Below are 14,066 nucleotides of genomic sequence, written 5' to 3' on the forward strand. Positions count from 1 at the left end.
AAGAAGCCGTATTTAACCACAAGCTCGCAGCCGAAACCAAAGGCTGTGCGCCCGCCGAATCGAGCATGTCCGAGATCATTCAACTTAGCGCAGAGGTACCGTCCGAACTGGGCGGCCAACGCCTCGACCAGGTCGCAGCCCAATTGTTCGCCGAGTACTCGCGCTCGCGGCTGACTTCGTGGATCAAAGAGGGCCGCCTGACGGTCGACGGCGCGGTCCTGCGCCCCCGCGACACCGTGCACGGCGGCTCGCTGCTGGCCCTGGATGCCGAGCAAGAGGCCCAGGGCGAGTGGGTGGCTCAGGACATCGAGCTGGACATCGTCTATGAAGACGACCAGATCCTGGTGATCAACAAGCCTGCCGGGCTGGTGGTCCACCCTGCGGCAGGCCATGCCGATGGCACCCTGCTCAATGCCCTGCTGCACCACGTGCCGGACATCATCAATGTGCCGCGCGCAGGCATCGTCCACCGCCTGGACAAGGACACCACCGGTCTGATGGTGGTGGCCAAGACCCTGCAGGCGCAGACCAACCTGGTCGACCAACTGCAAAAACGCAGCGTCAGCCGTATCTACGAGTGCATCGTGGTGGGCGTGGTGACCGCGGGCGGCAAGATCGACGCCCCGATCGGCCGCCATGGCGGCATGCGTCAGCGCATGGCCGTCACCGACGGCGGCAAGCCGGCGGTCAGCCACTACCGCGTGCTCAAGCGCTTCCGCTCGCACACCCACGTACGGGTGAAGCTGGAGACCGGCCGTACCCACCAGATCCGCGTGCACATGGCCCACGTGGGCTTCCCGCTGGTCGGCGACCAGACCTACGGCGGTCGCTTCCGCATTCCGCCTGCGGCGAGCCCGACCATGGTCGACGCGGTCAAGAACTTCCCGCGCCAGGCCCTGCATGCGCGTTTCCTGGCACTGGATCACCCCACCACCGGTGAACGCATGGAATGGGCATCGCCGCTGCCGGATGATTTCGTCTGGCTGCTATCGCTGCTCAACCAGGACCGCGAGAGTTTCATCGGATGAGTGAATTGATGCAGTCGCTGTTGATTCCCGACTGGCCAGCCCCAGCCTCGGTTCGCGCCTGCGTCACCACCCGCCAGGGCGGCGTGAGTCTGCCGCCCTACGAATCCTTCAACCTTGGCGACCATGTGGGCGACGACCCTGCAGCGGTCGCCGAGAACCGCCGCCGCCTGAGCGATGAATTCGCCATCGAGCCTGCCTGGTTGAAACAGGTGCACGGGCTGGTGGTGGCCGATGCAGACCCCTCTATCGTTGCCGAAGCCGACGCCAGCTGGACCGACCAGCCCGGCATCGCCTGCACCGTGATGACTGCCGATTGCCTGCCGGTGCTGTTCTGCGACCGCGCCGGTACCCGTGTGGCGGCAGCCCATGCCGGCTGGCGCGGGCTGGCCGGGGGCGTGCTGGAGGCTACCCTGGACCGCCTGGCGCTGCCCGCTGAAGAGGTATTGGTGTGGTTGGGGCCGGCCATCGGACCAACGGCATTCGAAGTGGGCCCGGAAGTGCGCGATGCATTCACCGCTGTGCACCCGCAAGCGGCCACGGCCTTCGTCGACGGCGAGCGCCCCGGCAAGCTGATGGCGGACATTTATGCGCTGGCGCGTATTCGCCTGGCGGCACGTGGGGTCACGGCCGTTTATGGCGGTGGCTTCTGCACGGTGAGCGACCCGCGGTTCTTCTCTTATCGCCGGACCCCGCAGGGTGGGCGGTTCGCTTCGTTGGTCTGGTTGCAGGTTTGAGATTGGCGGGGCCGCTTCGCGGCTCATCGCAGGCTAGCGCCAGCGCCTGCCTCTGATTTTGCGCGGTGCGAAGCGACCCCTCTTGCACTCTCAAAGCTGATCCACGTCAAGCCCGCTACGCTTGAATCTTCCAGAATCAACCTTATCTATAAGGTCATCTCAGGCAGGTTTCTTCATCAACAGGCGCTGTCCATCGCTCCGACCTGCCCTTTAAAGGAAGGTACCCCATGCGAATAGACCGTTTGACCAGCAAGCTGCAGCTGGCTTTATCCGATTCCCAATCCCTGGCCGTTGGCATGGACCATCCGGCTATCGAGCCCGTGCACCTGATGCAAGCGCTGCTCGAGCAGCAAGGTGGTTCGATCAAGCCGCTGCTGATGCAAGTCGGCTTCGACGTCAACAGCCTGCGCCAGGCCTTGGTCAAAGAGCTCGACCAGCTGCCGAAGATCCAGAACCCTACGGGCGACGTGAACATGTCCCAGGACCTGGCGCGCCTGCTCAACCAGGCCGACCGCCTGGCCCAGCAGAAAGGTGACCAGTTCATCTCCAGCGAGTTGGTACTGCTGGCCGCCATGGACGAGAACAGCAAGCTCGGCAAGTTGCTGCTCGGCCAGGGCGTGACCAAGAAAGCCCTGGAAAATGCCATCAACAACCTGCGCGGCGGCGCGGCGGTCAATGACGCCAATGCCGAAGAATCGCGCCAGGCGTTGGACAAGTACACCGTCGACCTCACCAAGCGCGCCGAGGAAGGCAAGCTGGACCCTGTGATCGGCCGTGACGACGAAATCCGCCGCACCGTGCAGGTGCTGCAGCGTCGTACCAAGAACAACCCTGTGCTGATCGGTGAGCCTGGCGTGGGTAAAACCGCCATCGCCGAGGGCCTGGCCCAGCGCATCATCAACGGCGAAGTGCCCGATGGCCTCAAAGGCAAGCGCCTGCTGGCCCTGGACATGGGTGCCCTGATTGCCGGCGCCAAATACCGGGGCGAGTTCGAAGAGCGCCTCAAGGCGCTGCTCAACGAGCTGTCCAAGCAGGAAGGCCAGATCATCCTGTTCATCGACGAACTGCACACCATGGTCGGCGCCGGTAAAGGCGAGGGCGCCATGGACGCAGGCAACATGCTCAAGCCGGCCCTGGCCCGTGGCGAGCTGCACTGCGTTGGCGCTACCACGCTCAATGAATACCGCCAGTTCATCGAGAAGGACGCAGCCCTTGAGCGGCGCTTCCAGAAAGTGCTGGTCGAAGAGCCGAGCGAAGAGGACACCATCGCGATCCTGCGTGGCCTGAAAGAGCGCTATGAAGTGCACCACAAGGTGGCGATCACCGACGGCGCCATCATCGCCGCGGCCAAGCTCAGCCACCGCTACATCACCGACCGTCAGTTGCCCGACAAGGCCATCGACCTGATCGACGAAGCGGCCAGCCGCATCCGTATGGAGATCGACTCCAAGCCCGAAGTGCTCGACCGCCTCGACCGCCGCCTGATCCAGCTCAAAGTCGAATCCCAGGCGCTGAAGAAAGAAGAAGACGAGGCCGCGAAGAAGCGCCTTGAGAAGCTGACCGAAGAAATCGAGCGTCTGGAGCGTGAGTACTCCGACCTTGAAGAAATCTGGGCTTCCGAAAAGGCTGAAGTACAGGGCTCGGCGCAGATCCAGCAAAAGATCGAGCAAGCCCGCCAGGAGCTGGAGTCCGCCCGTCGCAAAGGCGACCTGAGCCGCATGGCCGAGCTGCAGTACGGAGTGATTCCAGACCTGGAGCGCAGCCTGCAGATGGTCGACCAGCACGGCAAGTCGGATAACCAGCTGCTGCGTAACAAAGTCACCGAGGAAGAAATTGCCGAAGTGGTGTCCAAGTGGACCGGCATCCCCGTTTCCAAGATGCTCGAAGGTGAACGCGAGAAGCTCTTGAAGATGGAAGCGCTGCTGCACCAGCGTGTGATTGGCCAGCACGAAGCGGTCACCGCCGTTGCCAACGCCGTGCGCCGTTCCCGTGCAGGGCTGTCCGACCCCAACCGGCCAAGTGGTTCGTTCCTGTTCCTCGGCCCGACCGGTGTGGGTAAGACCGAGCTGTGCAAGGCGCTGGCCGAGTTCCTGTTCGACACCGAAGAGGCCATGGTGCGCATCGACATGTCCGAATTCATGGAGAAACACTCCGTGGCTCGCCTGATCGGTGCCCCGCCAGGCTACGTCGGTTATGAAGAGGGCGGTTACCTGACCGAAGCCGTACGCCGCAAGCCCTATTCGGTGGTGTTGCTCGACGAAGTGGAGAAGGCACACCCGGATGTGTTCAACGTGCTGCTGCAAGTGCTGGAGGACGGCCGCCTGACCGACAGCCATGGCCGTACCGTGGACTTCCGCAACACGGTGATCGTGATGACCTCCAACCTGGGCTCGGCGCAGATCCAGGAACTGGTGGGCGATCGCGAAGCCCAGCGTGCGGCGGTTATGGATGCGGTGGGGTCGCACTTCCGTCCGGAGTTCATCAACCGGATCGACGAAGTGGTGGTGTTCGAGCCCCTGGGCCGCGACCAGATCGCTGGCATCACCGAGATCCAGCTGGGCCGCCTGCGCAGCCGCCTGCTCGAACGCGAGCTGACGCTGAGCCTGAGCCCGGAAGCGTTGGACAAGCTGATCGCCGTGGGTTACGACCCGGTGTATGGCGCACGGCCGCTGAAGCGGGCGATCCAGCGCTGGATCGAAAACCCGCTGGCGCAGCTGATCCTGGCAGGCACGTTCATGCCAGGCACGGCGATTACCGCCACGGTCGAGGGCGACGAGATCGTCTTCGCCTGATTCACCGCTGTGCCACGAGCCCCGCATTCGCGGGGCTTTTTTTAGCCGGCCCCCCGAAAACCCAGGCTTTTCGGCACTCCCAGATAACTTGCTGAAAATTTTGAAATTTTTGCTTGCATCTAAAATCGAGTGCCCCTAATATACGCCGCGTTGTCAGGCACTAAGCGAATCACCAGCAACACCGGGGATCGCAAAACAACTTACAAATCAGTAAGTTGAATGAAAAAAAGTGGTTGACAAGCAAAACGAAGAATGTAGAATAGCCGGCCTCAGCAGCGACAACGCGAAAGCGAAGAAGCTAAAGGGTTCGAAGCTAACACAGCCTTCGAAGTTGTACCGAAGTTCAGTTCCGCGATAGCTCAGTCGGTAGAGCAAATGACTGTTAATCATTGGGTCCCTGGTTCGAGTCCAGGTCGCGGAGCCAATCTCGGGGTGTAGCGCAGTCCGGTAGCGCGCCTGCTTTGGGAGCAGGATGTCAGGAGTTCGAATCCCCTCACCCCGACCATTTTCCGGGTCGTTAGCTCAGTTGGTAGAGCAGTTGGCTTTTAACCAATTGGTCGTAGGTTCGAATCCTACACGACCCACCATGTAAAAAGGGCATCTCGAATGAGATGCCCTTTTTCTTTTGTCTCGAATTTAGGTTTTGGGGTTTTGCTGGCTTTATCGCCGGCAAGCCGGCTCCTGCGGGGGCGGGTGATTGGCGGGCAAAAAAAGTGGGAGAGGGCAAGCCCGCTCCCACAGGGTGTTTCAGCGCGCTGTCAGTGCAGTTTCAGGCGCGGCTCGGTACCGCGACCAATCTTGCTGCCCAGCATCAGCATCGCCGTGCGGAAGACCCCATACAACGCCATCTGGTGCATCCGGTACAGCGACACATAGAACATCCGCGCCAGCCAGCCTTCCAGCTTCACGCTGCCCATCAGGTTACCCATCAGGTTGCCCACCGCCGAGAAGCGCGACAGCGATACCAGCGAGCCGTAATCCTTGTAGGCATAGGTGTGCAGCGGCTTGTTCTCCAGGCGCGCCTTCAGGCTCTTGGCCAGTGTCGAGGCTTGTTGGTGTGCCGCCTGGGCCCGTGGCGGCACGTTGCGGTCGCTGCCAGGTTGCGGGCAGGCGGCGCAGTCACCGAAGGCGAAGATGTCGTCGTCACGGCTGGTCTGCAGGGTAGGGCGCACCACCAGCTGGTTGATACGGTTGGTTTCCAGGCCGTCGATGTCCTTGAGGAAGCCCGGCGCACGAATGCCCGCCGCCCACACCTTCAGGCTGGCCTGGATCATTTCGCCATCCTTGGTCTTCAGGCCCTCGGCCGTCACTTCGCTGACCGCCGCGTTGGTCATCACCTTCACCCCGAGTTTTTCCAGGGTCTTGTGCACCGGCACGCTGATGCGCTCCGGCAGTGCCGGCAGCACCCGTGGGCCCGCTTCGATCAGGGTGATGTGCATGTCCTTGGGCTGGATGCGGTCCAGGCCATAGGCCGCCAGTTCATGGGCGGCATGGTGCAGTTCGGCGGCCAGTTCCACACCGGTGGCACCGGCGCCGACGATGGCCACGCTGATTTTCTCGCTTGCCACATCGCCGGCGTGGGCACGCAGGTAGTGGTTGAGCAACTGCTGGTGGAAGCGCTCGGCCTGCTTGCGGGTGTCCAGGAACAGGCAGTGCTGCGCCGCGCCCAGGGTGCCGAAGTCGTTGGTGTTACTGCCGACGGCAATCACCAGCGTGTCGTAGCCCAGCGTGCGCGCCGGCAGCAACTCGCGGCCCTCTTCATCGAGGGTGGCGGCGAGCTGGATCTGCTTGCCCTCACGGTCCAGGCCGCTCATGCGTCCCAGCTGGAAGTTGAAGTGGTTCCACTTGGCCTGGGCCACGTAGTTCAGTTCGTCTTCCGAAGAGTTCAGCGAGCCTGCGGCCACTTCGTGCAGCAGCGGTTTCCAGATGTGCGTGAGGTTAGCGTCGACCAGGGTGATCTCGGCCCGCTTGCGCTTGCCCAGGCTTTTACCCAGGCGGGTCGCCAGTTCCAGGCCGCCGGCGCCGCCGCCGACAATCACGATGCGATGAGTCATGGGGATATCTCATAAGGTTTACGGAATTCCTGGCCCTGGGGGCCGGCCGCAAACTGCGCGAGAGGAGGGCGAGCGCGAGGCAGCTCATAGCACCAGTCCACTCAACAGGCGGCTAATGAGGCCCAGGCCGATGGTCACGGCCACCACCAGGACAAGGAGCAGCCACGGCCTGAAAGGCTTGCGCTCGACTTGGTGCTGGGGGGCTCGCAGGTACTCATCGACACGACGCTGATCTTCCGGATTCAGTCGGCTGGTCATGGTGGGCCTCGTCAGATAGACGTTTGTGACTGCGCGAACGCCACAGCGTTCACGCAAGCGCTTGAAACAAATGATAATGCTTTCTATCCCTGGCGCCGAGTTTACGCCATTGCAAAGACTCTCGGCACTGGATCAAAGACTGATTCCGACATCGAACACGATACTGCGCCCCAGGTTGCCGCGCAGGAAGTCCGGCGCATCGGGGTGAGCGAACAACACCCGGGCGAAGGTCGGCCCGACCAGTGACAGCGAGCGCCAGCCCTGGCGCAGGTATTCGGTGGGCGGCGGGAAGTGCGTGTTGAGGTCGAGCACCTCACGCTTGAGGCTGGAGAAGGCGATGATGTCCAGCTCGCTCAGGTCCAGCCCGCGTTCGCGGTAGTTATGCGCCTTCTTGCGCAAGGTCGGGGCCAGGCGCCCAAGCAGTTCGGCGGCACTGATCCGCCTTGGCCGCGCTTCACGCCGCACCAACTGCGCCAGCGAAAAGGCGCTGCGCCGGCGTTGCAGCTCTTCGCGCCATTCGTCATTCAGCCGGCGCCCCTCATCGAGCACGAAAAACACCTCGAACGCCGCATCGCGGAACAGCACGTCGGGCGGTTCCTGGCCGGCGGGGGAAAAGTCCTCGCTGCGGTAGGGAATGTTCAGGCCTTGCAGCAGACGCTGGCAGACCCAACGCTCGCGCTCCCATTTGCGGGCATTGGACAGGAATGCATTGGCTTGTTCGGCCTGGATGGTAAGCAGGCGCAGGTAGTCTGAGTCATCCATGTGAACTAGCTTAGTCGGCAATTGTGAACGGTAAGAGCTTGTTTGCCCGTGGGAAACGTCATCAAGGTGTAGACTCGGGGTATCTGAAACGGGAGCGAGCTTGAGTTGATCAGCGCACAGGTCCTGTCTTCCACCAGCATGACCGTGGGTTGGCTGGCATACGTACCGCTGTTGATCTGGGCGGCGACGCGCACGCGCTGGGTGGAATTGTTCAGCGACAGCCGCCGTCAGCACCTGCTGTTCGGCACGGTCTTTTGCCTGTTCGCGCTGTGGTTGGTCAGGCGCGACTTCGACACCGGCGTGTCTTACCACTTCATCGGCATGACTGCCGTGACCTTGCTGCTGGACTGGCCGTTGGCGATGCTTGGCGGCTTTCTCGCCCAGCTCGGGTTGCTGGCGCTTGGCCGCCAAGACATGGCGGCCTTGGGGGTCAACGGGCTGCTGCTGATTGGCTTGCCGGTGCTGATTACCGAAGTGTGCGCGATCCTGGTCGAGCGGGCGCAGCCGCGTAACCTGTTCGTCTACATCTTCTGTTCCGGGTTCTTCCCGGCAGCGCTGACAGTGTTGGCCTGTTTGGTGGCGGGGTTGGGGTTGCTGTGGCTGGATGGGCGATTCGCCATGCCGGAATGGCTCAGCGACTTCGTGGGCTACCTGTGGTTGATGATGTTCCCGGAGGCGTTCATCAACGGCACGGTGATCAGCGCGCTGGTGGTGTTCTGCCCGGAGTGGCTGGAGACGTTCAACCGCACGCGGTATTTGCAGGCGCCGTGGAAGGAGGATGAGCGGTGATTGTGTGTTGGCTGTTCCGGCCTCTTCGCGGGTAAACCCGCTCCCACAGGTACTGCACCGATCTTGAAAACCGTGAGATCTCTGTAGAAGCGGGTTTACCCGCGAAAGGGCCCTTACGAGCACCGTGCTATCGGATCAATGCCGAGACTCCAGATCCCCCGAATACAGCTCATCCTCCGACTCATCCGCCCCAGGAATCTTGTGCTCTTCCGCCGCCCAGGCGCCCAGGTCGATCAATTTGCAGCGGTCCGAACAAAACGGCCGGAACGGGCTGTGCTCGTTCCATTCCACAGGTGCGCCACAGGTCGGGCAATCGACGGTCAATGGCTGACTCATGGCTGGCCTCCTCGTAAAGTCAGGTAAAAGTGGTGCAGGCGGTCGATCTGCGCATGCAGCGCGCTCAGGTCGCGATCATTGACCACCACATCGTCGGCATGGCGCAGGCGCTCCTCACGGGCCAACTGGGCCTTGAGAATCGCCTGCACCTGCTCGCTGCTGGTGTTGTCCCGCTTCAACGTGCGCTCCATCTGCAGCGCTTGCGGAGCATCGATCACCAGCACGCGTTGGGTTTTCTGGTGCTGACCAGACTCGATCAACAGCGGCGAAACATACACCGCATAAGGGGACTCGGCCTTGGCCAGGTAGCTGAAGATCTCCTGCCCGATCAGCGGGTGCAGCAGTTGCTCCAGCCATTTGCGCTGCGTCGGGTCGGCGAAGATCAGCTGGCGCAGGGCGGCGCGATCGAGCTGGCCATCTTCCTGCAGCACGCCAGGGCCGAAACGCTCGACGATGCTGGCCAGGGCAGGGCGCCCGGGTTCGACCACCCAGCGCGCAGCCTGGTCGGCGTCGACCAGGTGCACGCCCAGTTCGACGAAACGTTCGGCAGCCGCGCTTTTGCCGCTGCCAATACCGCCAGTCAGGCCCAGAATCCAGGGGGTGAAGGCCGCAGTGGTCATCAGAGTCCCAGTAGTTGCATGTAAGAGGCGTATATTTCATCACCCCAGAGCAACGCAATCCACCCTGCAATGGCCAGATAAGGCCCGAACGGCAACGTCGTACTCAGCGATTGCCGACGCACACGCAGCAGGCACAGGCCAACCAGCACCCCCAGCACCGATGACAACAGCAAGGTCAGCGGCAGCACCTGCCACCCGCCCCAGGCGCCGATCAACGCCAGCAGCTTGAAGTCCCCATAGCCCATGCCCTCCTTGCCGGTCAGCAGCTTGAACACCCAGTACACGCTCCACAGGCAGAGGTAACCCGCAATCGCGCCCCACAGCGCATGGCTCAGGGGTACGAAGGTGTGGAAGGCATTGGCGATCAAGCCTAGCCACAGCATTGGCAGCACCAGCACGTCGGGCAGCAACTGGTGTTCGATATCGATCAGGCTCAAGGCCAGCAGGCACCAGGTGAGCAACAGTAGCAACAGCAGCTGCGCGGCACTGCCGCCATGCCACGCCACTACCAGCGAAACGGCCGCGCACGCCAGCTCCACCAGTGGATAACGCGGGCTGATGCGGCACTTGCACGCCGAGCAGCGCCCACGCAGGGCCAGGTAACTCAGCACCGGGATGTTTTCCCAGGCACGAATCGGGTGCCCGCAGCCCGGGCAGCGGGAGGCAGGCAGGCACAGGTCGAAGCGTTCATGCACCGACGTCGGCAGCCCCAGCACCTGCTGTGCTTCGCGCTGCCATTGGCGTTCGAGCATGATCGGCAGGCGGTGTACCAACACGTTCAGAAAGCTGCCGACCAGCAACCCCAGGAGGGCGGCCAAGGTCATCAGGTAAGCCGGCTGCGCAGCCAGGAAAGTCCATAAAGTCATGTTCAGATCAAACTACCCAACTGGAAAATCGGCAGGTACATGGCTACCACCAGGCCGCCAACCAGCACGCCCAGGACCAGCACGATGGCCGGCTCCAGCAGGCTGGTCAACTGGTCCAGTGTCTGGCTGACCTGTTCTTCGTAATGGCTGGCCGCCTTCTCTAGCATCACGTCCAGCGTGCCACTGGATTCGCCGATGGCCACAAGCTGCACCAGCAACGGCGCAAACAGCGGCTCACTGGCCATCGCCTGATTCAGCCCCTGCCCATTGGCCATGCCCTGACGCAAGCGCAGGATGGCCTGCTCGTGCACAGGGTCGCCGCTCACCCTCGCCACCGTTACCAGCGCATCCAGCAGCGCAACGCCCGCCGCGTAGGCGGTGCCCAGGCTGCGGGCGAAACGCGCCAAGGCCGCTTGCCCCAGCAATGTGCCGAACACCGGCAAGCGCAGCGCGTAGCGCGTTATCCACAACTGTGCCGACGCATGCTGCCGATAGAGCCGGAGCACGCCGGCCATCAGAACCAGCGCGCCAATCAGCAACCCCGGCGCATAACGCCCCAGCGCTGTGGATAAGTCGATGACCCACTGAGTGAAAGCTGGCAACTCGCTGTTGAACCCCGCAAACAAGTTCTGAAAGCGCGGAATCACCTCCAGCAACAGCAGTGCCGAAACGCCCAGCCCCGTCAGCAACAACAGCACCGGGTACAGCATGGCCTTGCGCACCCGCTTGCGCAGCGCCTGGCGCTGTTCCAGCATGCCTGCCAACTGTTCCAGTTGCCGGTCGAGCGTGCCGGACTGCTCACCCACCCTTACCAGGTTGCAGTACAACGCATCGAACCAGCCCGGGTGGCGCTGTAGCGCATCGGCCAGCCCCAAGCCCGCCGCCACATCCTGTTTCAATCGCCCCAGCAATGCCGCTTGCCCCGCACCACAGCCGCTGCGCCCCATCACGTCGAACGCCTGCAGCAGCGGCACGCCCGCCTTGAGTAACGTCGCCAATTGCCGGCTGAAGCCCGGCGCATCGGTTTTTTCCCGAGCCTTCGGCCATTGCCAACCCCACGAACTCGCCCGCTGCACCCGCACGTCCCGAACACCCTGGCGCAGCAGCCCCGCCCGCACATAGGCAGGGCTGCGCCCGCGGGTTTCGCCACTGACCGGCGTGCCATCGGTATCGGTGCCATGCCAGCTGTAGAGGTGTGTCGATGAGCTCATGAACAGTCCTTGGGTACTTGTGCGACAAGCTTGGAAACAGCTTGCCGAGTCCATTGTCGGGCGCGCTTGCCTGATGCTCACTAGAGTAGTTCAGCGAACATGACGCCCAGACGGGCAGGGGTGACAAAAGGTGTCTGATCAGGCCTACTGCGCCGCTGTCAGCCGGGGTCGAGAGTGACCTCAACGAGTACGCGTATCGAAAAGGAAGATGTTCATGAAAGGGCAACGAGGTATCACCCTGATCGAACTGATGATCGTCGTGGCGATCATTGGCATCCTGGCGACCATCGCCATTCCGATGTACACCAACCACCAGTCCCGCACCAAGGCGGCGGCAGGCTTGCTGGAGATTTCAGCGCTCAAGACCGCGATGGACCTGCGCTTGAACGAAGGCAAGGACGTATCCGACGTCGCCGCCCTCGGCGGCCAGCCCGCCACCTCCCATTGCGCCATCACCGCCACCGGCAAGGCCGCCGACGGCAGCGCCACGCTCGAATGCACCCTGGCGGATGCACCGGCCAACGTGCTGGGCAAGACCGTCACCCTGACCCGCTCGGCCACAGGTTGGAGCTGTGCGACCAACATTGAAGAAGACCTCGCGCCGAAGGGGTGCAAGGCGCCTTGAGGGCAGGGCAATAAGTCAGGGGAAACAGGAGTTTGCGTAACGGGTGCGAGCAGTGGTACGTTGCGCTACACGCCGGTGTAGCTCAGTCGGTAGAGCAGCGCACTCGTAACGCGAAGGTCGCAGGTTCGATTCCTGTCTCCGGCACCAGTTCAGGTTCCAGCGAAGGCTACCAAAATCTCTGGAACCCCCGTAAAACCTGCCTTCTGGCGGGTTTTTTCGTTATGGCGTTCCGTCGGATTCCGATAGCTGCCAGCCGATTTAGGGGTAACGTTTGGGATAAAGTCGATTCGATAAAGGGGTTTACCCTTATGGCTCGTACTACTGCTCCCCTGACCGACACCGCATGCCGTTCGGCCAAACCTACTGACCGCCCCTACAAGCTTTTCGACGGTGACGGTCTTTACCTCCTCGTTTACCCCAATGGCCGCAAAGGCTGGCGCTTCCGGTATGTGAAACCGGATGGGCGAGAGGGGCTGACCTCGTTTGGCAACTATCCCGTCATTGGTCTCGCAGATGCTCGGCAGAAGCGTCTGGAGACTAAGCGGATGCTAGCTGAGGGCATCGATCCGATTGCGTCCAAGCAGCAGGCCAAGGCCGAGGCGGTTGTGAGAGGCCACACATTCGAGCGCGTTGCTTTGGACTGGCATAAGGAAATGTCCGTGAAGTGGGCGCCTGGCCATTCGAGGACGGTGCTGAGTCGCTTGAAGACGCACGTATTCCCGCTGCTAGGCGCACGCGCCATCGTTGATCTGGATACCTTCGACCTCATGCAGCCGCTTGAGGCGATCAAGAAGCGCGGCACGATTGATGTGGCGTTGAGGGTGCAAAACTACCTACAAAGCATCATGCGTGAGGCGAAGCGGCTGCGACTGATCACGGTGAACCCGGCATATGACCTTGAGGGCTTCATCAGCGCACCACGGGTTACGCACCGGCCTGCACTCCCGCTGTCACGTTTGCCTGAGTTGATGGACCGCATCGAGAACTACAAGGGACGCATGCTCACTCGGCTGACCGTCATGCTGTCCCTGCATGTGTTTGTCCGGTCCAGCGAATTGCGCTTCGCACGTTGGAGTGAGTTCGACCTGAAGCGCGGTATCTGGGAGATACCTGATACGCGACCGGCGTTGGACGGCGTTCCGTATTCGACCAGAGGGACGAAGATGGCGGGCGATATCCACCTAGTCCCTCTGTCACCGCAAGCGGTGGCGTTGCTCGAACAGATTCATGCGATCACGGGGTACTTCGACCTGGTGTTCACCAGTGACGCTCGCTCGTGGAAGCCTATGTCCGAGAACACGGTCAACAGCGCTTTGCGGAACATGGGCTACGACACCAAGACCGAAATCTGCGGGCATGGATTTCGGTCAATGGCGTGCAGTGCCTTGGTCGAATCCGGGCTTTGGTCCGAGACGGCTATCGAACGGCAGATGAGTCACAGGGAGCGCAACAACGTTCGGGCGGCATATATCCACAAGGCCGAGTTCCTGGAGGAACGGCGAATGATCATGATTTGGTGGAGCCGTTACCTCGAAGCGAACCGGCAGGAGCATATCTCGCCGCATGAGTTCGCGAATCAGACCGGGACAAACGTCTCTAGCCTTAGAGCAAGGCGTGGCGCAGTCGAGTGAGCGCACGGCTTTGAAGTTTCGATGATCCGCTTTCCATGCGGGTCCATCCAAACAGGGCTGCAAAGCCGCCCTGTTTGGATGGACCTCATCTGAAAAATCAAAAACACCAAATCGGATATTGGAAACCACGAGATTCCGTACACGCCCAACGTCATGTTCAACTGCAAAATCCAGCGGGCGAGTCGCTTGACCCTCTCGGATTGCGGGCGTAGAAAAGACAGTGCAAAGGCTGTCGTTGACAGCACCCCAGGTGACCCGAGCCTTCAAGGTCACGCCGCTCTCGCGGTGGTTCTCCCCAAGGGCGATTCGCATCCGGCAGTTCGCCCGGTCACTACCCATGTGATGGATGCTCTTACACAT

General features: G+C 62.0%; 13 protein-coding genes and 4 tRNA genes. 10 read left to right on the forward strand and 7 right to left on the reverse strand.

What is annotated here, in order from left to right:
* Positions 1-65 precede the first annotated feature (65 nt).
* The 6 genes from rluD to C4Q26_RS15540 all read left to right on the forward strand — a co-directional run bounded on the left by rluD (position 66) and on the right by C4Q26_RS15540 (position 5,141).
* Entirely contained in the window at positions 66-1,028 is a 963-nt protein-coding gene (gene rluD / locus C4Q26_RS15515) for a 23S rRNA pseudouridine(1911/1915/1917) synthase RluD (protein WP_023382448.1), read from the forward strand.
* Positions 1,025-1,762 (forward strand): peptidoglycan editing factor PgeF, encoded by a 738-nt coding sequence (pgeF, locus tag C4Q26_RS15520; protein WP_104883270.1) that lies wholly within the window; start codon positions 1,025-1,027, stop codon positions 1,760-1,762. Before rluD ends, pgeF begins: the two co-directional genes overlap by 4 nt.
* A gap of 227 nt (positions 1,763-1,989) precedes the next feature.
* Positions 1,990-4,554 carry an ATP-dependent chaperone ClpB gene (gene clpB, locus C4Q26_RS15525; protein WP_104881231.1) on the forward strand — a complete coding sequence of 855 codons (2,565 nt, stop codon included), beginning with the start codon at positions 1,990-1,992 and terminating at the stop codon, positions 4,552-4,554.
* Positions 4,555-4,902: 348 nt separating this feature from the next.
* Positions 4,903-4,978 (forward strand) — tRNA-Asn (locus tag C4Q26_RS15530).
* 4 nt (positions 4,979-4,982) lie between these two features.
* A tRNA-Pro gene (locus C4Q26_RS15535) sits at positions 4,983-5,059 on the forward strand.
* A gap of 6 nt (positions 5,060-5,065) precedes the next feature.
* Positions 5,066-5,141, forward strand: a tRNA-Lys gene (locus tag C4Q26_RS15540).
* A gap of 171 nt (positions 5,142-5,312) precedes the next feature.
* On the opposite strand, the gene C4Q26_RS15545 is transcribed toward C4Q26_RS15540, so the two are convergent.
* From C4Q26_RS15545 to C4Q26_RS15555, 3 genes are all read right to left on the reverse strand, one after another.
* Positions 5,313-6,608, reverse strand: a complete 1,296-nt coding sequence (locus C4Q26_RS15545; protein WP_104883271.1) for an NAD(P)/FAD-dependent oxidoreductase — start codon at positions 6,606-6,608, stop codon at positions 5,313-5,315.
* Positions 6,609-6,692: 84 nt separating this feature from the next.
* Entirely contained in the window at positions 6,693-6,866 is a 174-nt protein-coding gene (locus C4Q26_RS15550) for a DUF3094 domain-containing protein (RefSeq protein ID WP_012316344.1), read from the reverse strand.
* A 132-nt stretch (positions 6,867-6,998) separates the two neighbouring features.
* Positions 6,999-7,628 (reverse strand): DUF1780 domain-containing protein, encoded by a 630-nt coding sequence (locus C4Q26_RS15555; RefSeq protein WP_023382443.1) that lies wholly within the window; start codon positions 7,626-7,628, stop codon positions 6,999-7,001.
* A gap of 138 nt (positions 7,629-7,766) precedes the next feature.
* On the opposite strand from C4Q26_RS15555, the gene C4Q26_RS15560 reads away from it, so the two are divergent.
* Positions 7,767-8,417: an energy-coupling factor ABC transporter permease gene (locus C4Q26_RS15560; RefSeq protein ID WP_256583406.1), complete on the forward strand. Its 651-nt coding sequence runs from the start codon at positions 7,767-7,769 to the stop codon at positions 8,415-8,417.
* Between the two features lie 135 nt (positions 8,418-8,552).
* Here the strand turns inward: C4Q26_RS15560 and yacG are convergent, their stop codons facing one another.
* Genes yacG through C4Q26_RS15580 form a run of 4 tightly spaced genes read right to left on the reverse strand, consistent with a single transcriptional unit; the run spans position 8,553 to position 11,450 of the window.
* Entirely contained in the window at positions 8,553-8,753 is a 201-nt protein-coding gene (yacG, locus tag C4Q26_RS15565) for a DNA gyrase inhibitor YacG (RefSeq protein WP_023382441.1), read from the reverse strand.
* A complete protein-coding gene (gene coaE / locus C4Q26_RS15570) occupies positions 8,750-9,373 on the reverse strand; it encodes a dephospho-CoA kinase (protein ID WP_023382440.1) in 624 nt (207 codons plus the stop codon). The genes yacG and coaE overlap by 4 nt, the downstream gene beginning before the upstream one ends.
* On the reverse strand, positions 9,373-10,239 hold the full coding sequence (locus C4Q26_RS15575; RefSeq protein WP_023382439.1) for an A24 family peptidase: 867 nt from the start codon (positions 10,237-10,239) through the stop codon (positions 9,373-9,375). The genes coaE and C4Q26_RS15575 overlap by 1 nt, the downstream gene beginning before the upstream one ends.
* A gap of 2 nt (positions 10,240-10,241) precedes the next feature.
* Positions 10,242-11,450, reverse strand: coding sequence for a type II secretion system F family protein (locus C4Q26_RS15580; RefSeq protein ID WP_104883273.1), 1,209 nt, complete (start codon positions 11,448-11,450; stop codon positions 10,242-10,244).
* 214 nt (positions 11,451-11,664) lie between these two features.
* Here C4Q26_RS15580 and C4Q26_RS15585 point away from each other — a divergent pair, with 214 nt between their 5' ends.
* The 3 genes from C4Q26_RS15585 to C4Q26_RS15595 all read left to right on the forward strand — a co-directional run bounded on the left by C4Q26_RS15585 (position 11,665) and on the right by C4Q26_RS15595 (position 13,706).
* On the forward strand, positions 11,665-12,075 hold the full coding sequence (locus C4Q26_RS15585; RefSeq protein WP_023382437.1) for a pilin: 411 nt from the start codon (positions 11,665-11,667) through the stop codon (positions 12,073-12,075).
* 71 nt (positions 12,076-12,146) lie between these two features.
* Positions 12,147-12,222, forward strand: a tRNA-Thr gene (locus tag C4Q26_RS15590).
* Positions 12,223-12,383: 161 nt separating this feature from the next.
* Positions 12,384-13,706: an integrase arm-type DNA-binding domain-containing protein gene (locus C4Q26_RS15595; protein WP_158664892.1), complete on the forward strand. Its 1,323-nt coding sequence runs from the start codon at positions 12,384-12,386 to the stop codon at positions 13,704-13,706.
* The last annotated feature ends 360 nt before the right edge of the window (positions 13,707-14,066 follow it).

Source organism: Pseudomonas sp. SWI44, from assembly GCF_002947915.1.
Taxonomy (GTDB): domain Bacteria; phylum Pseudomonadota; class Gammaproteobacteria; order Pseudomonadales; family Pseudomonadaceae; genus Aquipseudomonas; species Aquipseudomonas taiwanensis.